Source organism: Helicobacter pylori (assembly GCF_009689985.1).
GTDB classification, from domain to species: Bacteria; Campylobacterota; Campylobacteria; order Campylobacterales; family Helicobacteraceae; genus Helicobacter; species Helicobacter pylori_CG.
This window is the reverse complement of the sequence record NZ_QBAW01000005.1, coordinates 66995-90882: the sequence shown is the minus strand read 5'-3', so window position 1 is coordinate 90882 and position 23888 is coordinate 66995. Positions and strand designations below refer to the sequence as shown.

21 protein-coding genes, 1 other RNA gene and 1 pseudogene are annotated in these 23888 nt (G+C 38.5%); 17 read left to right on the top strand and 6 right to left on the bottom strand.

The window, feature by feature from the left end:
* The first annotated feature begins 178 nt into the window (after positions 1-178).
* The 14 genes and pseudogenes from DBU79_RS05045 to DBU79_RS04980 all read left to right on the top strand — a co-directional run bounded on the left by DBU79_RS05045 (position 179) and on the right by DBU79_RS04980 (position 13048).
* The gene (locus DBU79_RS05045) at positions 179-925 is read left to right on the top strand and encodes a DUF3943 domain-containing protein (RefSeq protein ID WP_229764023.1); all 747 of its coding nucleotides are present in this window, start codon (positions 179-181) and stop codon (positions 923-925) included.
* Positions 926-1399: 474 nt separating this feature from the next.
* Positions 1400-1978 (top strand): GTP cyclohydrolase II, encoded by a 579-nt coding sequence (gene ribA, locus DBU79_RS05040; RefSeq protein WP_000825041.1) that lies wholly within the window; start codon positions 1400-1402, stop codon positions 1976-1978.
* 77 nt (positions 1979-2055) lie between these two features.
* Positions 2056-2277: a MoaD/ThiS family protein gene (locus tag DBU79_RS05035; RefSeq protein ID WP_167599563.1), complete on the top strand. Its 222-nt coding sequence runs from the start codon at positions 2056-2058 to the stop codon at positions 2275-2277.
* Positions 2278-2715, top strand: coding sequence for a molybdopterin synthase catalytic subunit (locus DBU79_RS05030; protein ID WP_154411735.1), 438 nt, complete (start codon positions 2278-2280; stop codon positions 2713-2715).
* A gap of 12 nt (positions 2716-2727) precedes the next feature.
* On the top strand, positions 2728-3258 hold the full coding sequence (mog, locus tag DBU79_RS05025) for a molybdopterin adenylyltransferase (protein WP_154411734.1): 531 nt from the start codon (positions 2728-2730) through the stop codon (positions 3256-3258).
* Between the two features lie 8 nt (positions 3259-3266).
* Positions 3267-3743, top strand: a complete 477-nt coding sequence (gene moaC / locus DBU79_RS05020) for a cyclic pyranopterin monophosphate synthase MoaC (protein ID WP_154411733.1) — start codon at positions 3267-3269, stop codon at positions 3741-3743.
* Between the two features lie 118 nt (positions 3744-3861).
* On the top strand, positions 3862-4644 hold the full coding sequence (gene hpaA / locus DBU79_RS05015) for a flagellar sheath lipoprotein HpaA (RefSeq protein ID WP_120884880.1): 783 nt from the start codon (positions 3862-3864) through the stop codon (positions 4642-4644).
* Between the two features lie 28 nt (positions 4645-4672).
* Positions 4673-5509: an outer membrane protein gene (locus DBU79_RS05010; RefSeq protein WP_154411732.1), complete on the top strand. Its 837-nt coding sequence runs from the start codon at positions 4673-4675 to the stop codon at positions 5507-5509.
* Positions 5510-5620: 111 nt separating this feature from the next.
* Positions 5621-6976, top strand: a complete 1356-nt coding sequence (gene tig, locus DBU79_RS05005; protein WP_154411731.1) for a trigger factor — start codon at positions 5621-5623, stop codon at positions 6974-6976.
* A 21-nt stretch (positions 6977-6997) separates the two neighbouring features.
* Positions 6998-7585, top strand: coding sequence for an ATP-dependent Clp endopeptidase proteolytic subunit ClpP (gene clpP, locus DBU79_RS05000; protein ID WP_000540573.1), 588 nt, complete (start codon positions 6998-7000; stop codon positions 7583-7585).
* 4 nt (positions 7586-7589) lie between these two features.
* On the top strand, positions 7590-8117 hold the full coding sequence (def, locus tag DBU79_RS04995) for a peptide deformylase (protein ID WP_154411730.1): 528 nt from the start codon (positions 7590-7592) through the stop codon (positions 8115-8117).
* Between the two features lie 2 nt (positions 8118-8119).
* The gene (locus tag DBU79_RS04990) at positions 8120-9640 is read left to right on the top strand and encodes a YifB family Mg chelatase-like AAA ATPase (protein ID WP_154411729.1); all 1521 of its coding nucleotides are present in this window, start codon (positions 8120-8122) and stop codon (positions 9638-9640) included.
* Positions 9641-9664: 24 nt separating this feature from the next.
* Entirely contained in the window at positions 9665-11725 is a 2061-nt protein-coding gene (locus DBU79_RS04985) for a heavy metal translocating P-type ATPase (protein WP_154411728.1), read from the top strand.
* Between the two features lie 35 nt (positions 11726-11760).
* A pseudogene (locus DBU79_RS04980) lies at positions 11761-13048 on the top strand (restriction endonuclease subunit S).
* A gap of 213 nt (positions 13049-13261) precedes the next feature.
* Here the strand turns inward: DBU79_RS04980 and hofF are convergent.
* The 3 genes from hofF to secA form a co-directional block, all read right to left on the bottom strand.
* The gene (gene hofF, locus DBU79_RS04975) at positions 13262-14761 is read right to left on the bottom strand and encodes an outer membrane beta-barrel protein HofF (RefSeq protein WP_154411727.1); all 1500 of its coding nucleotides are present in this window, start codon (positions 14759-14761) and stop codon (positions 13262-13264) included.
* A gap of 278 nt (positions 14762-15039) precedes the next feature.
* The gene (locus DBU79_RS04970; RefSeq protein WP_154411726.1) at positions 15040-16272 is read right to left on the bottom strand and encodes an ABC transporter permease; all 1233 of its coding nucleotides are present in this window, start codon (positions 16270-16272) and stop codon (positions 15040-15042) included.
* A complete protein-coding gene (secA, locus tag DBU79_RS04965; protein ID WP_154411725.1) occupies positions 16262-18859 on the bottom strand; it encodes a preprotein translocase subunit SecA in 2598 nt (865 codons plus the stop codon). The genes DBU79_RS04970 and secA overlap by 11 nt, the downstream gene beginning before the upstream one ends.
* Before the next feature lie 146 nt (positions 18860-19005).
* Between secA and lolA the strand changes: the two genes are divergently transcribed.
* The 3 genes from lolA (at position 19006) to DBU79_RS04950 (ending at position 20572) form a co-directional block, all read left to right on the top strand.
* A complete protein-coding gene (gene lolA / locus DBU79_RS04960; protein ID WP_154411724.1) occupies positions 19006-19560 on the top strand; it encodes a LolA-like outer membrane lipoprotein chaperone in 555 nt (184 codons plus the stop codon).
* Between the two features lie 56 nt (positions 19561-19616).
* Positions 19617-20002, top strand: a transfer-messenger RNA (tmRNA) gene (ssrA, locus tag DBU79_RS04955).
* A 42-nt stretch (positions 20003-20044) separates the two neighbouring features.
* Positions 20045-20572, top strand: a complete 528-nt coding sequence (locus DBU79_RS04950; RefSeq protein ID WP_025313891.1) for a hypothetical protein — start codon at positions 20045-20047, stop codon at positions 20570-20572.
* A gap of 21 nt (positions 20573-20593) precedes the next feature.
* On the opposite strand, the gene DBU79_RS04945 is transcribed toward DBU79_RS04950, so the two are convergent.
* From DBU79_RS04945 to DBU79_RS04935, 3 genes are all read right to left on the bottom strand, one after another.
* Positions 20594-21961, bottom strand: a complete 1368-nt coding sequence (locus DBU79_RS04945) for an outer membrane family protein (protein WP_154411723.1) — start codon at positions 21959-21961, stop codon at positions 20594-20596.
* A gap of 92 nt (positions 21962-22053) precedes the next feature.
* Positions 22054-23343, bottom strand: coding sequence for a hypothetical protein (locus DBU79_RS04940; RefSeq protein WP_154411722.1), 1290 nt, complete (start codon positions 23341-23343; stop codon positions 22054-22056).
* Between the two features lie 267 nt (positions 23344-23610).
* On the bottom strand, positions 23611-23877 hold the full coding sequence (locus tag DBU79_RS04935) for a hypothetical protein (protein WP_180582319.1): 267 nt from the start codon (positions 23875-23877) through the stop codon (positions 23611-23613).
* Positions 23878-23888: the final 11 nt, after the last annotated feature.

Genomic DNA, 23888 nt, shown 5'->3' with positions numbered 1-23888 from the left:
ACCTGTTAAGTTTTATTGAATGTGTTGTAATGTTTTTAAGGTATAATAAACTCTTTTTAAGTCAAGCAATAAAGTTTGCAACCTGATGAGAGTAATAATAGAGTTTATGCTGATTTCATTAAAAACATTCCTAAAAATATTATTGAAAATATTCCTAAAAACCTTCCAAAAGATTTGGATGGTTTGCGTTATTATTTGGGGGTTAGGCTGTAGTTTTTTAAACGCTAACAGCATTCAATTAGAAGAAACGCTCAAACGAAGTCCTAAAAATCTTATTTGGCAACACTTTAAAAAGAAGTTTAAAAAGAGCAATACGATCCCTTATGCCCCAAATAGCCGTTGGAAATATTTAGGCACAAGCATTGGGATTTTAGGCGTGTCGTTGGTGATAGGGATTGTAGGGTTGTATCTCATGCCAGAGAGCGTAACGAATTGGGATAGAGAAAAGTTTGGCGTCAAAAGTTGGTTTGAAAATGTCCGCATGGGGCCAAAACTGGACAATGATAGTTTTATTTTCAATGAAATTTTGCACCCTTATTTTGGGGCTATGTATTATATGCAACCGCGCATGGCTGGGTTTAGCTGGATGGCCTCAGCGTTTTTTTCTTTTATCACTTCCACGCTTTTTTGGGAATATGGCTTGGAAGCGTTTGTGGAAGTGCCTAGCTGGCAGGATTTAGTGATCACCCCTTTATTAGGCTCAATTTTAGGGGAAGGGTTTTACCAGCTCACGCGCTACATCCAGCGCAATGAAGGCAAGCTTTTTGGCTCTTTATTTTTAGGGCGTTTGGTTATCGCTCTTATGGATCCTATCGGTTTTATCATTAGGGATTTAGGGCTTGGGGAAGCTTTAGGGATCCGCAATAAACATGAAATCCGTTCTAATTTAAGCCCTAATGGTTTGAATTTGACTTACAGATTTTAAAGGAGTAACCCGCATCAAGCGGTTTTAAAAACATTTTTATCGGTGCTAATAATTCTAAACGCACCAAATCTAACTTATTGGATAGTGAAAAAGGTCCTATCCATTCTCATTTGTTATCATCTCTCATTGATGCCCGCTTTTTAAGGAATACAAGGAAGCTAGAAGCCAACTACCTCTCTTAAAATCTCTTTCAATCCTAACCAATCCCTATCCGCCCAATTAAACGAGTATGATGAAAAAGTCAGCGTTAAGAGCCGTTTTAAACACAAAATGAGATGATAAATCTAAATCCTCTAGGTTTGGTTTCTCCACCTATCTATAACGGAGCGTATAGTTTTAGGGGTGGTGAGTGTGTTAGAGGTTTTTAAAAGATGGGGTTGTTCGTTCAATAACTTTTTAAGAAAATTATAAAGAGTTTTGATAGAATACCTTTTTTTAAAAGATGCGTTTTTAAAACTAATTTTAGGAGTATCCTTGAAACGATTAGAAGTTTCTAACCAAGCCAAATTACCCACTCAATTTGGGGAGTTTTGTATCCAGTGTTTTAGAGAAAAGGGTTCTAATGGCTCTAAAGATCATTTAGTGGTTTTCACCCCTAATTTTTCTCAAAACCCCTTAGTGCGTTTGCATTCAGAATGCTTGACCGGCGACGCTCTAGGCTCTCAAAAATGCGATTGTGGGGGGGCGTTGCAAATGGCGTTAGAAAGGATTTCTAAAGAAGGGGGACTAGTGATTTATTTGCGCCAAGAAGGGCGTGGGATAGGGCTATTTAATAAAGTCAATGCCTACGCTTTGCAAGATAAGGGTTATGATACCATTCAAGCCAATGAAATGATAGGGTTTAAAGACGATGAAAGGGATTATAGTATTGCGGGTGAAATTTTAGAATATTACGGCATTAAAAAAATGCGCTTACTCACGAATAACCCTAAAAAAATCGCCGCTTTAGAAAAATACGCTGAGGTAACAAGAGAGAGCTTGATCGTGTGCGCTAATGAGCACAATCAAGGGTATTTGGAAGTCAAAAAGCTCAAAATGGGGCATTTGTTGTGAAAACTAAAAGCGCTTTTCAAAGAGGTTTTAAAAATATTTAAAATCATGCTTTAAAAGATTTAATATAAAGGTAAATGATGGTGGAAGTGCGATTTTTTGGACCCATAAAAGAAGAAAATTTTTTCATCAAAGCAAATGATTTGAAAGAATTAAGAGCGATTTTACAAGAAAAAGAGGGCCTAAAAGAGTGGTTGAGCGTTTGTGCGATAGCCCTTAATGATCACTTAATAGACAATTTAAACACGCCTTTAAAAGATGGCGATGTGGTAAGTTTGTTGCCACCGGTTTGTGGGGGCTAGGTGTTAAAAATCATTCAAGGGGCATTGGATACGGAGAAGCTTTTGAAAGCCTACCAAGAAGAAGCTCGCATTAAAAAATTTGGAGCGTTTTGTGTGTTTGTGGGGATTGTGAGAAAAGAGGATAACATTCAAGGCTTGAGTTTTGATATTCATGAAGCGCTATTAAAGACTTGGTTTGAAAAATGGCACCATAAAGCCAAAGATTTGGGCGTGGTGTTAAAAATGGCGCACAGCTTGGGCGATGTTTTGATAGGACAAAGCTCATTTTTATGCGTTTTAATGGGAAAGAATAGAAAAAATGCCTTAGAACTATACGAAGATTTTATTGAAGATTTTAAGCGTAACGCTCCTATTTGGAAATACGATTTGATTGATAATAAACGCATTTACGCTAAAGAAAGAAGCCACCCTTTAAAAGGGAGTGGGCTTTTAGCTTAAAAAGGAGTTAAAATGCAAACGATTCATATAAGCGTTTTGAGCGCGAGCGATAGGGCGTCAAAAGGGATTTATGAAGATTTAAGCGGCAAGGCGATACAAGAAGTGTTGAGCGAATATCTGCTCAATCCTTTAGAATTTCATTACGAAATTGTCGCTGATGAAAGGGATTTGATTGAAAAATCGCTGATTAAAATGTGCGATGAATACCAATGCGATCTAGTCGTTACTACAGGAGGCACAGGCCCTGCTTTAAGAGATATAACCCCAGAGGCCACAGAAAAAGTGTGCCAAAAAATGCTTCCTGGTTTTGGAGAGCTTATGCGAATGAATAGTTTAAAATATGTGCCTACAGCGATTCTATCGCGACAGAGCGCTGGCATCAGGAATAAGAGTTTGATTATCAATCTCCCTGGTAAGCCAAAAAGCATTAGAGAATGCTTAGAAGCGGTTTTTCCAGCCATTCCTTATTGCGTGGATTTGATTTTAGGGAATTGCATGCAAGTGAATGAAAAAAACATTCAAGCGTTTCGCCCCAAACAATAAGGTAAAAAATGCCGCTCACTCATTTGAACGAAGAAAATCAGCCTAAAATGGTGGATATAGGGGATAAAGAAACCACTGAAAGAATCGCTCTAGCAAGCGGTCGTATCAGCATGAATAAAGAGGCTTATAACGCTATTATCAATCATGGCGTTAAAAAGGGTCCGGTGTTACAGACTGCTATTATTGCTGGGATCATGGGGGCTAAAAAGACAAGCGAGCTCATTCCTATGTGCCATTCAATCATGCTCAATGGGGTGGATATTGATATTTTAGAAGAAGAAGAGACTTGCAGTTTTAAACTCTATGCGAGAGTCAAAACTCAAGCTAAAACGGGCGTGGAAATGGAAGCGCTAATGAGTGTGAGCATAGGGCTTTTAACCATTTATGACATGGTGAAATCCATTGATAAGAGCATGACAATTAGCGGTGTGATGTTGGAACATAAAAGTGGAGGCAAAAGCGGGGATTATAACGCTAAAAAATAGAAAAAAACTAATAATCTAAAGATGTTAGGGTAAAATAACATTTTGACAACAAAAGCGTGTTGGTTGCTTCGGGTTTGTTGTTATAGAAGTCTAAAATATTACAATCAAGGATAGAACGATGAAAGCAAATAATCATTTTAAAGATTTTGCATGGAAAAAATGCCTTTTAGGCGCGAGCGTGGTGGCTTTATTAGTGGGATGCAGCCCGCATATTATTGAAACCAATGAAGTCGCTTTGAAATTGAATTACCATCCAGCTAGCGAGAAAGTTCAAGCGTTAGATGAAAAGATTCTACTTTTAAGGCCAGCTTTCCAATATAGCGATAATATCGCTAAAGAGTATGAAAACAAATTCAAGAATCAAACCGCGCTCAAGGTTGAACAGATTTTGCAAAATCAAGGCTATAAGGTTATTAGCGTGGATAGCAGCGATAAAGACGATTTTTCTTTCGCGCAAAAAAAAGAAGGGTATTTGGCTGTTGCTATGAATGGCGAAATTGTTTTACGCCCCGATCCTAAAAGAACCATACAGAAAAAATCAGAACCTGGGTTGTTATTCTCTACCGGTTTGGATAAAATGGAAGGGGTTTTAATCCCGGCTGGGTTTATTAAGGTTACCATATTAGAGCCTATGAGTGGGGAATCTTTAGATTCTTTCACGATGGATTTGAGCGAGTTGGACATTCAAGAAAAATTCTTAAAAACCACCCACTCAAGCCATAGTGGGGGGTTAGTTAGCACCATGGTTAAGGGAACGGATAATTCTAATGATGCGATCAAGAGCGCTTTGAATAAGATTTTTACAAGTATCATGCAAGAAATAGACAAAAAACTCACTCAAAAGAATTTAGAATCTTATCAAAAAGACGCCAAGGAATTGAAAAACAAGAGAAACCGATAAAGACAAATACGCATAAGATAAAGAACGCTTGAACAAACTGCTTAAAAAGGGGTTTTTAGCGTTCTTTTTGAGCGTGTATTTAAGGGCTGATGATCTGGTTACTTATACGATCGCAAAAGAAGAAGATCTAGGATACCAGCGGTTTTTAGCCAAGAAGTGTTTAAGGGGCAAAACCCACCCTCCGTGTTTTACTAAGCCTAAAAAGCCTAAAAGAAAACTTTTTAACACAGACAAAAGTTCCCATTATTACGGCACAAGCGTGGTGCAAATGTCATGGCTACAGAGTAGGGAAAAATTTGAAAACCATTCAAAATACCGAGATATTCCTTTTGCTGAAGTCAGTTTGATTTATGGCTATAAACAATTTTTTCCTAAAAAAGAGCGCTATGGTTTCCGTTTTTATATTTCTTTGGATTATGCCTATGGTTTTTTTCTTAAAAATAAAGGCGTATTGGGCGATAGTTTGAGAGGGAGTTCGCAAATCCCTAAAAGCTATAGGGAAAAATTGCAAAGAAAAGAGACTTTTATCAACGCTATTTTTTATGGCGTGGGAGCTGACTTTTTATACAAACGCGCTTTCGGGACGCTGATTTTAGGGATGAATCTCGTGGGAGAAACCTGGTTTTATGAAACAAAGATTTTTAAAAAGTGGGCTAAAGATCCTTCAAGTATTTACCACCCTTACATGTTTCAAGTGATGTTGAATGTGGGGTATCGTTACCGCTTTTCAAGGTATAAGAATTGGGCGATAGAATTTGGCGCGCGCATCCCTTTTTTAACCAATGATTATTTTAAAACCCCTTTATACACCCTTCATTTCAAGCGCAATATTTCTGTCTATCTCACTTCAACTTATGATTTTTAGTTTTTTAAATTTTTGAAAACCAGAATTAAAACCGCTTTTTATCAACCGGAATTAAAACAAATTAAGCTATAATGATACAAAAGTTTAATTTTTTAACCATTAAGGAAAGAAATGAATCTTGAAGTGAAAAAGATTGACACCGCTAACGCCCGTTTGAGCGCTAAACCTTCCGTTGAAAATTTAGAAAAGCGTTATGATAAAATCGCTCAAAGAATCGCCCAAAAAGTTAAAATTGATGGCTTTAGAAGAGGTAAAGTTCCCCTTAGTTTAGTGAAAACCCGTTATCAAGCCCAAATTGAACAAGACGCTCAAGAAGAAATGATTCAAGAGGTTTTAAAAAATGCTTTTAAGGAATTAGGGATTGAAAATAAGGATCTAATCGGCAGCCCCAATCTCACTAAATTTGAAAAAAAAGACACGCATTTTGAAATAGAAGCGGACATCGGCTTAAAACCCACGATTGTTTTAGACAAGATCAAAGAGTGTGTGCCTAGCGTGGGAGTGGAAATTCCAAATGAAGAAAAAATTGAAGAGCGTTTGAAACAGCTCGCTAAAGACTATGCGAAATTTGTGGATACTGACGCTCAAAGAAAAGCTCAAAACGACGATAAATTAACGATTGATTTTGAAGGCTTTATAGATAATGCGCCTTTTGAAGGGGGCAAGGCTGAGAATTTCAGTTTGATTTTAGGCAGTAAGCAAATGCTAGAAGATTTTGAAAAGGCTCTTTTAGGCATGCAAGCGGGCGAAGAAAAAGAATTCCCTTTGACTTTCCCTAGCGAATACCACGCAGAGCATTTAGCCGGCAAAGAAGCCCTTTTTAAAGTGAAATTACGCCAGATTCAAGCGCGTGAAGTGTTAGAAATCAATGACGAACTCGCTAAAATCGTGTTGGCTAATGAAGAGAATGCGACTTTAAAGCTTTTAAAAGAAAGGGTTGAAGGGCAGTTGTTTTTAGAAAATAAAGCCAGACTCTATAATGAAGAGTTGAAAGAAAAATTGATTGAAAATTTAGATGAAAAGATTGTTTTTGATTTGCCTAAAACGATCATAGAGCAAGAAATGGATTTGTTGTTTAGGAACGATCTTTATTCCATGCAAGCTGAGGAAGTCAAATCCTTACAAGAAAGTCAAGAAAAAGCCAAAGAAAAGCGTGAGAGCTTTAGGAATGATGCGACAAAAAGCGTGAAAATCACTTTTATCATTGACGCTTTAGCGAAGGAAGAAAAAATTGGCGTGCATGACAATGAAGTCTTTCAAACTTTGTATTATGAAGCGATGATGACAGGGCAAAACCCAGAAAATCTCATTGAACAATACCGCAAAAATAACATGTTAGCGGCGGTGAAAATGGCGATGATTGAAGATAGGGTGCTGACTTATTTGCTGGATAAAAACCTGCCTAAAGAGCAACAAGAAATTTTAGAGAAAATGAGGCCCAACGCTCAAAAAACTCAAGTGGGTTAAACGGCTAAAAAAGGAGAGATGATGGGATACATTCCTTATGTAATAGAGAATACCGATCGTGGGGAGCGCAGCTATGATATTTACTCGCGCCTTTTAAAGGATCGCATTGTTTTATTGAGCGGTGAAATCAATGATAGCGTGGCGTCTTCTATCGTGGCCCAACTCTTGTTTTTGGAAGCTGAAGACCCTGAAAAAGACATTGGCTTGTATATCAATTCTCCCGGTGGGGTGATAACAAGCGGTCTTAGCATTTATGACACCATGAATTTTATCCGCCCTGATGTTTCCACGATTTGCATCGGTCAAGCGGCTTCTATGGGGGCGTTTTTACTGAGCTGTGGGGCTAAGGGCAAGCGCTTTTCACTACCCCATTCAAGGATTATGATCCACCAGCCTTTAGGGGGGGCTCAAGGGCAAGCGAGCGATATTGAAATCATTTCTAACGAGATTCTCAGGCTTAAAGGTTTGATGAATTCTATTTTGGCTCAAAACTCAGGGCAGAGCTTGGAACAAATCGCTAAAGACACGGACAGGGATTTTTATATGAGCGCTAAAGAAGCTAAAGAGTATGGCTTGATTGATAAAGTGTTACAGAAAAATGTGAAGTGATTGCATGGCGTTATTAGAGATTATCCATTACCCTTCTAAAATTTTAAGAACGATTTCTAAAGAGGTCGTTTCTTTTGATTCAAAACTCCACCAACAGCTAGATGACATGCATGAGACTATGATCGCTAGTGAGGGGATAGGGTTAGCTGCTATTCAAGTGGGCTTGCCTTTAAGAACGCTCATTATCAATCTCCCACGAGAAGACGGCGTGCAACACCAAGAAGACTGCTTAGAAATCATTAACCCTAAGTTTATAGAAACTAAAGGGACAATAATGTATAAAGAGGGGTGCTTGTCTGTGCCGGGATTTTATGAAGAGGTGGAACGTTTTGAAAAGGTTAAGATAGAATACCAAAACCGCTTCGCTGAAGTGAAAGTTTTAGAAGCGAGCGAGCTTTTAGCGGTAGCCATTCAGCATGAAATAGATCACCTCAATGGCGTGTTATTCGTGGATAAATTATCCATTTTGAAGCGTAAGAAATTTGAAAAAGAATTAAAAGAATTAAATAAAAATCCCAAAAACAAGTCCTAACCATGATTAACACGATATTTTGCGCGACCATGCAAAGGGGAGTGGCAGAAATCGTGGCTGTGGAAGTGACTTTCACAAGGGCTTTGCCGGCGTTTGTAATTTCAGGATTGGCTAATAGCTCTATCCAAGAAGCCAAACAGCGGGTCCAATCGGCTTTACAAAATAACGATTTCACTTTCCCGCCTTTAAAAATCACCATCAACCTTTCCCCTTCAGATTTGCCTAAATCCGGGAGTCATTTTGATTTGCCTATCGCTCTTTTAATCGCTTTGCAAAAACAAGAGTTGGCTTTTAAAGAGTGGTTTGCTTTTGGGGAGTTAGGGCTTGATGGCAAGATCAAACCCAATCCTAACATTTTCCCCATGCTTTTAGACATTGCCATTAAACACCCCCATGCTAAAGTCATTGCGCCTAAGGCTAATGAAGAGCTTTTTTCGCTCATCCCTAATTTGCAATGCTTTTTTGTGGAGCATTTTAAAGAAGCTTTAGAAATCTTGCAAAACCCTGAAATCAAAGCAGACACCCACACGAAAAAATTACCCTTTAAAACGATAGAATTGAACGATAAAGAGTATTATTTTTCAGACGCTTATGCCTTAGATTTTAAAGAAGTTAAGGGGCAAGCTGTCGCTAAAGAAGCCGCTTTGATCGCTAGCGCTGGGTTTCATAACTTGATTTTAGAGGGAAGTCCAGGGTGTGGGAAAAGCATGATTATTAATCGCATGCGTTATATCTTGCCCCCATTAAGCCTGAATGAAATCCTAGAAGCGACAAAATTACGCATTTTAAGCGAGCAAGACAGCGCCTATTACCCCTTAAGGAGTTTTAGAAACCCTCACCAAAGCGCTTCAAAATCCAGCATTTTAGGCTCAAGCTCTCTAAAAGAGCCAAAACCTGGCGAAATCGCATTAGCACATAACGGCATGCTTTTTTTTGATGAATTGCCTCATTTTAAAAAGGATATTTTGGAAGCTTTAAGAGAGCCTTTAGAAAACAATAAATTGGTGGTTTCACGAGTGCATAGCAAGATTGAATACGAAACCTCTTTTTTATTTGTGGGGGCTCAAAACCCTTGCTTGTGCGGGAATTTACTCAGTGCAACCAAAGCATGCCGTTGCCAAGATAGAGAAATCACGCAGTATAAAAACCGCTTGAGCGAGCCTTTTTTGGACAGGATTGATTTGTTTGTGCAAATGGAAGAGGGGAATTATAAAGACACGCCGTCGCATTCTTGGACTTCAAAAGAGATGCATCAATGGGTATTATTAGCTTTCAAACAGCAAAAATTAAGGAAACAGAGCGCTTTTAATGGTAAGCTTAATGAAGAGCAGATAGAACGATTTTGCCCTTTAAACGCTGAAGCGCAAAAGTTGTTAGAGCAGGCGATTGAAAGGTTTAATCTGTCCATGCGCTCTGTTAATAAGGTCAAAAAAGTCGCTAGGACGATTGCGGATTTAAACGCTTGCGAGAATATAGAAAAATCTCACATGCTTAAAGCACTGAGTTTTAGAAAGATTTCTTAAAAGGATTTTTATAAGGGAGAGAAAATGCAAGAATACCACATTCATAATTTGGATTGCCCTGATTGCGCGTCTAAATTAGAAAGGGATTTAAACAAACTAGACTATGTGAAAAAAGCTCAAATCAATTTCAGCACCAGTAAGTTGTTTTTGGACACGAGCGATTTTGAAAAAGTTAAGGCTTTCATCAAGCAGAATGAACCGCATTTGAGCCTGTCTTTTAAAGAGGCCACAGAAAAACCCTTGAGTTTTACGCCACTCATTATTACGATCATTGTATTTTTGGGCGCGATTTTAATCTTACACTTTGAGCCTAGCCCTTTTATTGAAAAGGCTATGTTTTTCGTGTTGGCTTTAGTGTATCTAGTGAGCGGTAAAGATGTGATTTTAGGGGCGTTTCGTGGGCTTAGAAAAGGGCAGTTTTTTGATGAAAACGCTTTGATGCTCATTGCGACTATTGCGGCTTTTTGCGTGGGGGCTTATGAAGAGAGCGTGTCTATTATGGTGTTTTATTCAGCGGGCGAATTTTTGCAAAAACTCGCTATCGCTCGCTCTAAAAAATCCCTTAAGGCTTTAGTGGATGTCGCTCCTAATTTGGCTTATTTGAAAAAGGGCGATGCGCTAGTGAGCGTCGCGCCTGAAGATTTAAGAGTCAATGACATCGTGGTGGTGAAAGTCGGCGAAAAAGTGCCTGTGGATGGCGTGGTGATCAAGGGTGAAAGCTTGCTAGATGAAAGGGCGTTGAGTGGGGAGTCTATGCCTGTTAATGTCAGCGAACGCTCTAAAGTTTTAGGGGGGAGCTTAAATTTAAAAGCGGTCCTTGAAATTAAAGTAGAAAAAATGTATAAAGATTCTTCTATCGCTAAAGTGGTGGATTTAGTCCAACAAGCCACGAATGAAAAGAGCGAAACCGAGAAATTTATCACTAAATTTTCACGCTACTACACCCCAAGCGTTTTATTCATTGCTTTAATGATCGCTATATTACCGCCCTTGTTTTCTATGGGGAGCTTTGATGAGTGGATTTATAGGGGGCTTGTGGCTTTAATGGTGAGCTGTCCTTGTGCGTTAGTGATTTCTGTGCCTTTAGGGTATTTTGGGGGCGTGGGAGCGGCGAGCAGAAAGGGCATTTTAATGAAAGGCGTGCATGTTTTAGAGGTGCTTACCCAAGCTAAAAGCATCGCCTTTGATAAAACCGGCACTTTGACTAAAGGCGTTTTTAAAGTGATAGATATTGTGCCGCAAAATGGGCATTCTAAAGAAGAAGTTTTGCATTACGCTTCTTGTTCGCAGCTTTTATCCACGCACCCGATCGCTTTATCCATTCAAAAAGCATGCGAAGAAATGTTAAAGGACGATAAGCACCAGCATGACATTAAAAATTACGAAGAATTGAGCGGAATGGGGGTTAAAGCGCAATGCAATACGGATTTAATCATCGCAGGGAATGAAAAAATGCTCGATCAATTCAATATCGCGCACAGCCCTTCCCCAGAAAACGGCACGATCGTGCATGTGGCTTTCAATCAGACTTATGTGGGTTATATCGTCATTAGCGATGAGATTAAAGATGACGCCATAGAGTGCTTAAGGGATTTAAAAGCGCAAGGGATAGAAAATTTTTGCATTTTGAGCGGGGACAGAAAAAGCGCGACTGAGAGCATCGCTCAAACTCTAGGCTGTGAATACTATGCGAGCTTACTACCTGAAGAAAAAACGAGCGTGTTTAAAACTTTTAAAGAACGCTATAAAGCCCCGGCGATTTTTGTAGGCGATGGCATCAATGACGCTCCGACTCTAGCGAGCGCTGATGTGGGGATTGGCATGGGGAAAGGCTCAGAATTGAGCAAGCAAAGCGCGGACATTGTGATCACTAATGACTCCTTAAGCTCTTTGGTAAAAGTCCTAGCGATCGCTAAAAAAACTAAAAGCATTATTTGGCAAAATATCTTGTTCGCTTTAGGGGTTAAGGCGGTTTTTATCGTGCTAGGGCTTATGGGGGTAGCGAGCTTGTGGGAAGCGGTCTTTGGCGATGTGGGGGTTACGCTTTTAGCTTTAGCCAACTCCATGCGCGCGATGAGGGCTTAATGATCTTATCATCAGCCATTTAGAAGAAGGGCAAAATGCATAAAATAGAGCGCTTACTCCAAACTTTAGCGCCTAAAGGGGTGGAGTTTAGGAAATTGGGGGAGGTGTGTGAAATCATTAGAGGTAAAAGGGTTACAAAAAAAGAAATATTAGATAAAGGAAAATATCCCGTTGTATCTGGTGGAATAGGATTTATGGGATATTTAAATGAATATAACAGAGAGGAAAATACAATTACTATAGCTCAATATGGAACAGCCGGATTTGTCAATTGGCAAAATCAAAAGTTTTGGGCAAATGATGTTTGTTTTTCTGTCATTCCAAACGAAACCCTAATCAATAGATACCTTTATTATGTATTAACAAACATGCAAAATTATTTATATTCTATTTCAAATAGAAGCGCTATACCTTATAGCATTTCTAGTAATAATATTATGCAAATAACCATCCCCATCCCACCCCTAGAAATCCAACAAGAGATCGTTAAGATTTTGGACGCTTTCACAGAATTAAACACAGAATTAAACACAGAATTAAAAGCGCGAAAAAAGCAATATGAGTATTACCAAAACATGCTTTTAGACTTTAAGGACATTAAACAAAACCACAAAGACGCAAAAATGAGCGCAAAAAACCTACCCCAAACCCTTAAAAACCCTACTCCAAACTTTAGCGCCTAAGGGGGTGGAGTTTAGGAAGTTGGGGGATATTGGGGGATTTTATAGCGGACTTGTTGGAAAAAGTAAAAAATCTTTCTCTCAAGGGAATAAATTTTATGTTCCTTATGTCAATGTTTTTAATAATCCACAATTAGATCTAAATGCTTTAGAAAGTGTTCAAATAGGGGATAAAGAAAAACAAAATACAATTCAATTAGGCGATGTGCTTTTTACTGGTTCATCTGAAAATTTAGAGGATTGTGCGATGTCTTGCGTAGTTACTCAAAAGATTGAAAAAGATATTTATCTTAATAGTTTTTGTTTTGGTTTTAGATTTTTTGATGAGAATTTATTTAATCCATCGTTTCTTAAACATTTTTTAAGAGATTACAATTTTAGGAAAAATATTTCAAAAGTTGCTAATGGTGTAACACGCTTCAATGTTTCAAAGAAATTACTTTCAAAAATAACAATCCCCATCCCACCCCTAGAAATCCAACAAGAGATCGTTAAGATTTTGGATCAATTTTCAATCCTAACCACCGATTTATTAGCCGGTATACCAGCTGAAATAGAAGCCAGGAAAAAACAATACGAATATTACAGAGAAAAACTATTAACCTTCAAACCACTAACCTCACACAAAGAAGTTAAAAAATGAGTTTTAAGATGACAAAACCAAGCAACTAAAAGCCCATTTTTAAAAATAAAAGTTTTAGTATAACAGAGCCAAAAATAGCGTAATAAAAAAGTTTAAAAATTCCAACGCTTTTTTAAAAACAACCCCTAAGATAGGCAATAAAGCACTTTTTAATGGCTGATTTCTTGCTAGGCGTTTTAACAACCCCTTAAAGGGTCGTTATTTAAAGAGGGCTTAAAGCTTCCACACTATCTCGGTGAAAATATGGCTTCTGTCTTGATCGGTTGCAGGCTGGCTGTCCAATTTTGGCCCGTTCCACCCCATTTTATAGCCTTGATGCATGAGCACATTGTAATATTCAAATTTGATGTCGGCTGAGAAATTTTTAGTGAATTTATAGCCCAAGTTGAGCGATAGGACTTGTTCGTTCGCCCTAGGCCCATAGGTCAAACGCCCCAATAAGCCCCAAAGGAATTTCCTATGCACCCCACCGCCAAAGGCAAACACGGTAAAAGCGTTCGCATCCATCATGTAAGACAAAGAGTTAAGGGTGTTTGCATAAACGGTGTTTGTCCAAAAGTCAAAGCCTAAGCGGTTACCATGGTAGCCTATCATCCAGTTAGCGTTCCCAAAGGATTTATAAATCCCAAAACCAAAATTGTATTCATTCCATTCAAACTTTTGTTTGATCATCAAGCTGTGCGCATTCTTACCGGCCGGCATGCCAAATTGATAGGTGTCCCAAAACCTTTTAGCATAAAAAGGATTAAGCACGGTAACATCGGTTTGAGAGCGAAACCCTAATCCAGTAAAAGTGGGGTTACTATCATAAGTGATCGTAAAGTTAGGGTCGTATTCATTAAAGGGTGAAAAATAGACAAAAGGCTGAATGCTGAAACCCTTGTAATTCCAAATGATATAAAAGGCATGCACCCCAGGGTTTATGGTTTGCCCGTTTTTAAGGGTGTAGGTTTTAGGCGAATAGAAATTATAAAGCCATTCATTATAGGCAAAACCACGACCAAAAGAGCTAAACCACCAGAATTTGAAATTCCCTAAGTTTAAGGTCATATCCAAGCCTTGGTTGTAACCACTCATATAATCCGCTGGGGATTCGTATCTTCCGCCCCTAATTTCAAAAATATCTTTGTAGTTGTAGCGCAAGTAAGCGTTATAAATCACATAATTTCTGGTGTGATCGGCATAAGTTTTTGCACAAGTGGAAGCCTCTAAAGCCTCTTGATTGGACAATTGTGTCATTTGGGCTTGAGTCATCTTATCGTATTGGCCTTGGGTCAAATTCCCTGTGGCTAACCCGCAACTAGCCCATGGTTTTTGCCCTACAAGACCGCCCCAATAGCCCACATAGTTCCAAGCCATAGCTCCATAGGGTTTTCCTGTAACTTCGTTAATGAAATCCTTAGTGCTATCAAAAATAACAGCACCCCCCCAACCCCCAAGACTCCCGTCTAAGTGATGCCCGTTAGCCGTAGCGCTTTTGGGCAAGAGCTCCGTAAAATCCACTTGCATGTAAGCCATGATCGTCATAAAGGTTTCGGTAGGGTAAAGCCCTTTATTAGTGTTGATAGGTTTGTTATTGAAACCGACTTTAGAGAAACTTTCAGCACCTGCTTTAATTTTAGCGATTTTACCCAAATCAAAAGCTTGACTTTGAGAAGAGAATAAAAAAAGAAGCGTTGCGATATTTTTAGCGGATGCAACTTTATAGTTCATGTTTAACCCTTAGTATAAACAAAAAATTCTAAATAGAGTAAGCCAACACCATTCAAAGAAAATTTTTTCTTACAGATCTTGAGAGTCTAATCAGTCTGTTCATCTTTCGTCCTTTTTTCTACGAAGTCCGACTTACAAAGTTAATTCTTAACTAAGTCGTTCTTTAATACTAGCATAATATTATTGTTTTTTTTAATTTTGAGAATAAAATTTTTTTTGTCAATCAAATACAGACACTCAAAGCCTTATTTAATCTCAATATTATTTAATTTTTTAATTTATTCATTCCTTAACACGCTTAAAGCGTCAATATGAGAAGCTTTTTTAGACGGATAATAAGAAGAAAGCGCTACGATAATCACAGAGCCTATTAGAGTGAGCATAAAATCCATTAAAGACAGATCCAAAGGCAAGGTGTTAATGCCATAAACATCCGCTGGGAGCGAGATGATAGGGAACACACTTAAAAGATACATGCTTAAAAACGCTAAAACCACCCCAAGCGCCACACCGCCTAAACCAATGATATTGCCCAAATAAAAAAAGGTTTTTTGGATTTCTTTTTGGCTGCTCCCCATGCTAAAGAGTAGGGCGATTTCTTTACGCCTGTTCATCACCACCATTAAAAGCGAGCTGATGATATTCAAAGACGCCATTAAAATAATGAGCATGAGCACAATGAATAACGCTCTTTTTTCTAATTCCATAGCCGAGAAAAAATTCCCGTTTTGTTGCCACCACCCTTCAATGCCTATGCCATGGTGGTTGATGGTTTTTAAAGCGTTGCGTAAAATTTCAATATCCTTCATGGGCGTTTTAGAATAGACATGCACCCCATCATAAAGCCCTAAGGGCAATCTCCTGATCGCGCTTATGGCTTGAAGGCTAGAATACATGTAGCTCATGTCATAAGATTTTAGCCCTGAATCAAAATCGCCTTTGATGGTAAAACGCTTCATGATAGGGGAGAGCGTGAGGCCTGTTGGCTCTAATTCGGTGAAAAACAAATCGGCTTTTTGGTTGAGATCTAAATTCAAGCTGTATCTCAAGCTTTTCCCCACGATCAAATTAAAAGGGTTTTTAAAAAGATCGTTTTCATTGGTGTTTTTTAAAGCATCATTTAAAACTTCATTGATGCGCCTTTCTTTAGAAAAATCAACCCCAAACACCACGCCACCATTCATGGAATGCGCGCTTTTAATCAGGCTTTGAGTTTGCAAATAGGGGCTAAAAAGCAAATTGGGGAACTTTTTTTCTAAAGCTTGCACCACTTCTTCGCTGATCCCATAAGGGCTTGTGGTATAGAGCGTTAAGGGGTAGTTCATCACAAAAAGCTTTTTTTCAAATTCCTTACTCATGCCGTTCATGATCGCCATAGCCACAATTAAAACCATCACGCCAACCGCCACGCCAAAAAAAGCCAACAAAGCGGTGATACTAATAAATGGCTGGCTTTTATCAAAACGCAAATAACGCTTGATAAGGAAAAAAATCAACGATCTATTTGGCAAATAAGCCCTTTTTAGGCCCGCTTTTAGCGCAACAATCTTTATATTTTTTGCCGCTCCCACAAGGGCAAGGCTCGTTCCTTTTAGGGGTTTTAGCGAAAGCTTTCATGGCCGCATTCAAATCTTCATCTAAAGTTTCTTCATGGCGGTAAGTTACGCTCTCATGCTCTCTTTCTTCGCTAAAGTTATCCAAATAACGCTCCGCATCGCTAGAATCTTGCTCATTTTCAAACTGGATCTTAGAAAAGGTTTTGATTGCTTCCATTTTAATGTCTTCAATGAGTTCTAAGAAAAGGTTGTAACTCTCTTTTTTGTATTCTACAAGGGGGTCTTTTTGGTTATAGCCTCTTAAATTAATACCGGTTTTGAGATTATCCATTGTGTAAAGGTGCTCTCGCCATGCGTTGTCTAAAATCTGCAAATACACGATGCGTTCAATCCGGCTTCTTTGTTCGCTATCCAAAACTTTCATTTTGTTTTCATAATCGCTTTTTAATTTTTCAGCGACAAAGTTTTCAATAGGAGTGGCTTTTTCTAAATCTTCTAATTCAACATGAGCGTTAAAATCTTCTTTTAAGATGTTTTTAAGCCCTAAAAGTTCCTCTTTAGACAGGTTTTGATTGTCAAAGGCTTTGAGTTTAGAAAAGATTTGATGGAGCGCGTATTCTCTGTTTTCAGCGATTTTAGCGCCAATATCGTAAGTGGCATCTAATAACTCATCTCTAAATTTATACACGCTTTTTCGTTGCTCATTAGCCACATCATCGTATTCCAACAAATGCTTACGGCTTTCAAAATGCAAGTTCTCCACTTTTTTTTGCGCGTTTTCCACCGCTCTTGTAACAAGCTTTGATTCAATGTGTTCGCCGTCTTTAAGCCCTAATTTTTCCATCACCCCCTTAATCCTATCGCTCCCAAAAATGCGTAACAGATTGTCTTCTAAACTCAAATAAAATTGGCTTGTTCCCGGATCGCCTTGGCGCCCGCTTCGCCCCCTTAATTGGTTGTCAATCCTGCGGCTCTCATGCCTTTCAGTGCCAATGATATACAGCCCCCCAAGCTCTTTAATTTCATCAGTGAGTTTAATATCAACGCCCCTCCCTGCCATGTTAGTCGCAATCGTAACCGCCCCTTTAAGCCCAGCGTCTTTGATGATTTCAGCTTCTTTGGTGTGCTGTTTGGCGTTTAAAACGGTGTGAGGGATGCGTTCTTTTTTGAGTAAAGCGTGCAAGGTTTCACTCTTTTCAATACTAGCCGTGCCAACTAAAACGGGCTGCCCTTTATCGTGTAATTCTTTAATTTTAAGGATCACAGCGTCAAATTTTTCTTTTTCACTCTTATAGATCAAATCGTTCAAATCTTTTCGCTTGATCGCTAGATTAGTAGGGATAGACACCACTTCTAAATTATAGATTTCTAAAAATTCTGTGGCTTCGGTTTGAGCCGTGCCTGTCATTCCTGAAAGTTTAGAAAACATCCTGAAATAATTTTGGAAAGTAATATCGGCTAAGGTTTGGCTCTCTTCTTTAATGCTCACGCCCTCTTTAGCCTCTAAAGCCTGATGCAGGCCCTCACTAAAGCGCCTCCCCTCAGACAAGCGGCCGGTAAATTCATCTACAATCACCACTTCATTATTGGCTACAATATAGTCTTTATCAATAAAAAAGAGGTAATTCGCTTTCAAAGCCTGGTCTAAATGGTGCGATAAGGCGGCGTTTTCAATCTTGTATAAATTATCCACGCCAAAGAGGTTTTCGGCTTTTTTAATCCCTTCTTCAGTGATCAAAATCGCGCGGTTTTTTTCGTCTATGGTGAAATCGGTTTCCACTTGCATGCTTTTAGCGACTTCATCAGCCTTGTTGTAATTTTCCATGCGCCTATCCACAGGCCCTGAAATGATTAAAGGGGTTCTGGCTTCATCAATTAAAATGGAATCCACCTCATCAACAATAGCGAACGCATGGGATTTTTGCACCTTATGTTCTAAAGAATATTTCATGTTATCCCTTAGATAATCAAAGCCAAATTCATTATTAGTGCCATAAACAATGTCTTTAGAATAAATTTCTAAGCGTTCATCATCATCGCGCACGCTCGCAGTGATCGTGCCTACGCTATAACCTAAAAATTGATACAACGGCTCCATTTCTTTAGAGTCCCTATGGGCTAGGTAATCATTAACGGTTACTACATACACGCTCTCGCCCTTTAAAGCGTTCAAAGCCACCGCTAAAGTAGCGACTAAAGTCTTACCCTCCCCGGTTTTCATTTCAGCGATTTTGCCATCGTTTAAGACCATGCCCCCAATGAGTTGCACGTCAAAATGGCGCATCTTTAAGATCCTTTTGCTCGCTTCTCTAGTGATAGCAAAACTTTCTGGTAAAACTTCTAAAAGGGTTTTTTCTTGCAAATCTTTTTCTACGGATCGCACTCGTTTTTTTAATTCTTCAAAAGCGTTTTGTAATTCAACATCGCTCATTTTTTCATAAGCAGGCTCTAAGGCGTTGATAGCTAGGACTTGTTTTTTGTATTGTTTGATCCAGCGATCGTTTCTGGTGCCAATGATTTTTCCAATGATTGCTTTTATCATGGTGGTGCTAACCTTTTAAGAGTGCTTCAATCTCATTTATTTTATTAAAGCGTCAGTTTTTAATCCCATTTTAGCATGGATAAAATAAAAGTCTTGTAAAATAAAGGGTTTTATTAAAGATGAGAGATTGTTTTAAGGTTTGAATAATGAAAGTTTTTTTAAAGATTGTAATGGTTTTGGTTTTTATGAGCGTTGCTCATGCTAAAAATCCTCCAACCCTTTCTAAAGAAGAAGAGGTTTTGCAGCATTTGCAAAGTTTTAGCGCGCATTTCAAGCAGGTTTTAAAAAGTGAAAAGCCTTTAGTTTATTACGGGGTTTTAAAGGCTAAAGCCCCTAATTGGGCTTTATGGGTTTATGAAAAGCCTTTAAAAAAAGAAATTTACATGAATGATAAAGAAGTGGTGGTTTATGAGCCTAATTTGTTTCAAGCGACCATCACGCCCTTAAAAGACAAGACGGATTTTTTCACCATTCTCAAGCGTTTAAAAAAGCAAGATGACGGATCTTTTAAAACGACTATCAACAAAACCACTTATCGTTTGGTTTTTAAAGACGGCAAGCCTTTTTCGCTGGAATTTAAAGATGACATGAACAATCTCGTTACGATCACTTTTTCTCAAACAGAAATTAACCCCACCATTGCTAATGAAATCTTTGTTTTTAAGCCTAAAGATGAAAATATTGATATTGTGCGCCAATGATTTTTAGCCGCTCATTAATAAAAGTTAGTTACAATAACCAAGCTTTTAAAAATCATGGGGCTGACTTGGATTTCGACAGATTTCTTGTCGCACAGATAGCATGCCAAGTGCTGCTTGTAAAACAGCAACAAAAATAACTGTAAACAACGCAGATTACGCTCCAGCTTACGCTAGAGTTGCGTGAGTTAATCTCCTTTTGGAGCTGGACTGATTAGAATTTCTAGCGTTTTGATCACTCCATAACCTTAAGCTAGACGCTTTTAAAAGGTGGTTCGCCTTTTAAACTAAGAAACAAGAACTCTTGAAACTACCTCAAGGTTTTAGAAAGTTGGACCAGAGCTAGTTTTAAGGCTAAAAAACCAACCAATTTTCTAAGCATTGTAGAAGTTTGTGTTTAGGACAAGATTTTTGGACTGGGGTTCGATTCCCCACAGCTCCACCATATTAAAAAGTATCATTTTTATAGCGTATTTAAGGAAGGTAAATGCAGAAGTTTTTCTCTCGTTTTAGAAGGTGGGCGTTGCCCTTTTATTTTGTGAGCGCTTTAGCAGCGATTGATATTGATGAAGTAACAGAAGCTCAAGCTAACAGCATTAAATTAAGCGATCAGTTAGTGAGCCTGAGCGATAAGCTTTTAGAAAAAGCGGTGGATAGGGGGCGAAACACCGATCACTTAAAAGATCTTAACGATTTGCATGAAAAAATCAAACATTTGCGCTTGATCTTAGAGCCTAAACCTAAGGATAAAGAAAATAATCCTAACTTAAAAGATCATCAAGGCTCTGAAACGATTGAAATCGGCGAAGCGATTAAAAAGGCTTTAGGCGATCCGGTATTCCCCCAAGACGCGCTAGATGCCGCTTTGCAAATTGACAAACAGCTGGATTCTTTCAAGCAAGACAATTTGGTTGATGTTAAGCCCTTAAAAGATGTTTTAGCCCAACTAGAAGCCGAGTTGAGAAAATCTATTGATTTCCAAAAACAATGGCTCAATTCTACTAAGCCTAATTGATAGGGGCCTAATTGATAGGGTTTAAAAAAAGAATTTCAAACTCACTATGAGATTGCTCCTGTCTTGTGTGTTCGCCTTAAAGGCTTTATCAAAAGGGCTAGTGAGATCATTAGTCTTATAGCCAGTGTGCATGCTCACCGCATAGTATTGTAAATTCACATCAACGCTAGCAAAAAAACCCCATTTATAACCCAAGTGCAAGTCAATGGATCTTTCGCTCGCTCTGGTGGCGTAAGTGTATCTGCCTAAAATACCCCATAAAAACTCTCTATACACCCCCCCACCAAAGACATATCCGCTAACAGAGTCTGCGGTAACAGCGTTACTAAAAATCAAACCATAAACGCTGTTACTTCTTATGTCAAAAGGGATCGGGTTACCATACCAGCCAATCCTTGCGTTAGCGTTGCCAAAATTTTGGTAATAACCAAAGCCAAAGTTAAATTCGTTGTAGTCAAAGCGTTGGTGGATTAAAAGCGATGAACCCCACTCGCCAATCTTAGAGTTACGCCAATACACATCGTATAAATCTTTAGCATAAACAGGGAAAATCACATTGATAAGGGTTTGAGATCGTAACCCTAAACCTTTAAATTTCGGGTTGCTATCAATATGGATTTTAATCCCGGGCGCTTCGTAAGTTTTAGGTGAAAAATAAAAAAAGGGCGTGGCTTGAACATGCTTGCTAGAAAAATAGAGTTGCACCGCATGGATGCCATAATCAACATCTTTTCTGCCATCTTCAGTTACAAGAGGGGCATACCAATCTCGTATCCATTGCCCCGCAGCTAAAGCCCTCCCAAAAGAGCTAAACCATTTTAACGACACCTTAGGTTTGATTTTATATTCTACTTCAAAACCCTCTGTATAACCGCTCATAAAATCCATGTTAGAGAGATAGCGCCCTAGTTTTAAATGGAATTTATCGCCATAAGAATAAAATAAATAGGAATTATACAAGACATAATTACGAGTGTGAGCGTCAGATTCTATGCGAGAGTCTTTCCAAGGAGCGTTCCCTAAAAAACCCCACCAACGCCCTATGAAGTAGTAAAGTTCTGATCCATAGACTTGATTCGTGGCTTGGTCGATGAGCGTTTTTGTAGAATCATAAGCGAGCGCTCCTAAAATCCCGCCAACGCCTATTTTTAAGCTGTGTTTTTCAATGCTTTTAGGGAGCAGGTTGGAATCAACTTGAAGCTTGATCGTGGCGGTTACAAAAGTGGCTGTAGGGAAAATGCCTTCTTTGGAATTGAGTTTGGAATGGTTAAACCCCACTTTAGAAAAGGATTCTGCTACCCCGCTAAACTTATAGTCAAAAGCCAACAAAGGGCTTTGATTATAAAGAATGGAAGCAAACAATAGAGGTAATTTTTGAAATTTTAACACAGAATAACCTTTGTTTAATTTTCGCTCGCATCATACTCCAATTTTATTAAAAACCCATTAAAAATGAAAGTATTCAAATAATTATCTAAATATTATTCTTTTTTTGTTTCGCTTCCATTTTTTATCGGCTCAAAAGAATACCCCAAAGCCTGATAGATTTGATTGTGGTAACGGACCTGATTGTCTTCTAAACTCTCTTGAAAAGATTTTTTAAAATGCGGATCTAGCGTGTTTAAAAACACCTCTAACCCTATCGTGCTGGAATAATTCACCCAATCATGCCTTAAATCGCTCTCCAATAAGGAGGCGTATTCTATAAGCGTTTCATCGCTATTTTGTAAGGCATTGACAATGAATAAATTTTTTCTGTCTTTAGGCTGGGTGAGTAAGAGTAAAGAGGGGTTGAAATTGATTTGTGTGGAAAGGATTTTAAAGGGCTTGTATTCTAAAAGCCCTATTTGAGAAAGGATTAGACCGCTTTTAGTGGTAGGGGTGTTTAAAATCAAGGTAGAATTTTTAAAAAACGCATCATTTTTTCTAAAATTTTTAGAAAAACTGGTGGCTTGCTTGTAAGAAATATTTTCTTGGTGTTTGACTGCAATGTTTAAAGACTCCGTGATTTGCCTCAAGCGTTCGCCTATTAGGCCATCATCATCGTATTCAATCACGGGTGAATTAGGGCTAATGAAAGCCGTGAGCATGCCTAATTGCTCTTTATAGTCAATCCCCCCAAAATACAAGCGCTCGCTTAAAGAACGCTCAGTATGATTTTCTAATTGCGCTTTATTCACCGTAGGCACATAAGTAGGGGTGCTAATGGTGGTGTTTTGGAGCAAATTTTCCACGCCCTCTTTAGTCAATAAGGCTATCACAAAAGGGAATTTTTCTTTTTCAATTTCTTTATAGGTTTGCTCTAATTTTTCAGGACTTTCTTCATCGCTGTCAAAGACTTGGATATTGAAATCGTTATTTCTGGTGTTCAAATACGCTAAAAGGGTGTTCATCACCGAAATCGCATAACGCCCCACCACCTTTTTAGGCAATAAAACCGCTAATTCAATCTTAGGCTCATAGCTTTCTTTAGCTGGAGTTTGAGAAGCGATGAATACAGGGTTGAGTTTATTGAGTATGTCTTTGTAATAAGTTTTAAGACTCTCATCTTGGTTGTTGTTATCGTATTGAGAAACAAAAGAAAAGATTTGATTTTGCAGCATCAAGTCTTTCAAGCATTCCAAAGAGCAAGGCTCTGTCTTAATGATTTGCTGGTGCGCTGGGGGCAAAGGGGAAAACAGATAGCTTTTAGCGTTCAAGCTTATCGCGCAAAAAGTTGAAACAATCAGCACAAGGCGTTTGAAAAATCTTTTTCTTAAGGCGTATGGCATTTTTTAATATCTTTTAAACTGAATTTCCTAAAATTTTATTATAGAATATTTAATGAGAAAACTAATCTCACCCCTCCAACAAGAGGACTTTTTTAAGGCGTTAAACGCGTTTTTGGAGATTTAAACTCTATAAAATCCCCATTACATGGACACAGAGCGAGAGCCAAACCCCACAACTTTAATTTTTCAACCAACTTTAATTTCTCAACCATTAAAGGATTGCATCAAAGGATTGAATGGCGCATGCTTTCATGTTTTGATTATCCCCTAGCGCCAATTATAGATATAAGGCCTTAAGCTAATGCAATAATCTCTAGTGCTTAATATATCCTTACGCATATCCCCTAATTGCCCAGATAAGACTTCTTGCACTTTTCTTAATTGGTTAATCTCAGTGTTTTGCGCACTGATGATTTTTTTTAAGTCCCTTATTTCTTTAATCAAATCCGCATTACTGATCGCTTCATTGGCTTGCATTGGATCCGCGCTTAAACAAGCCAACGCTACACACCAACTCACAATGATTTTTTTCACCACCACTCTCC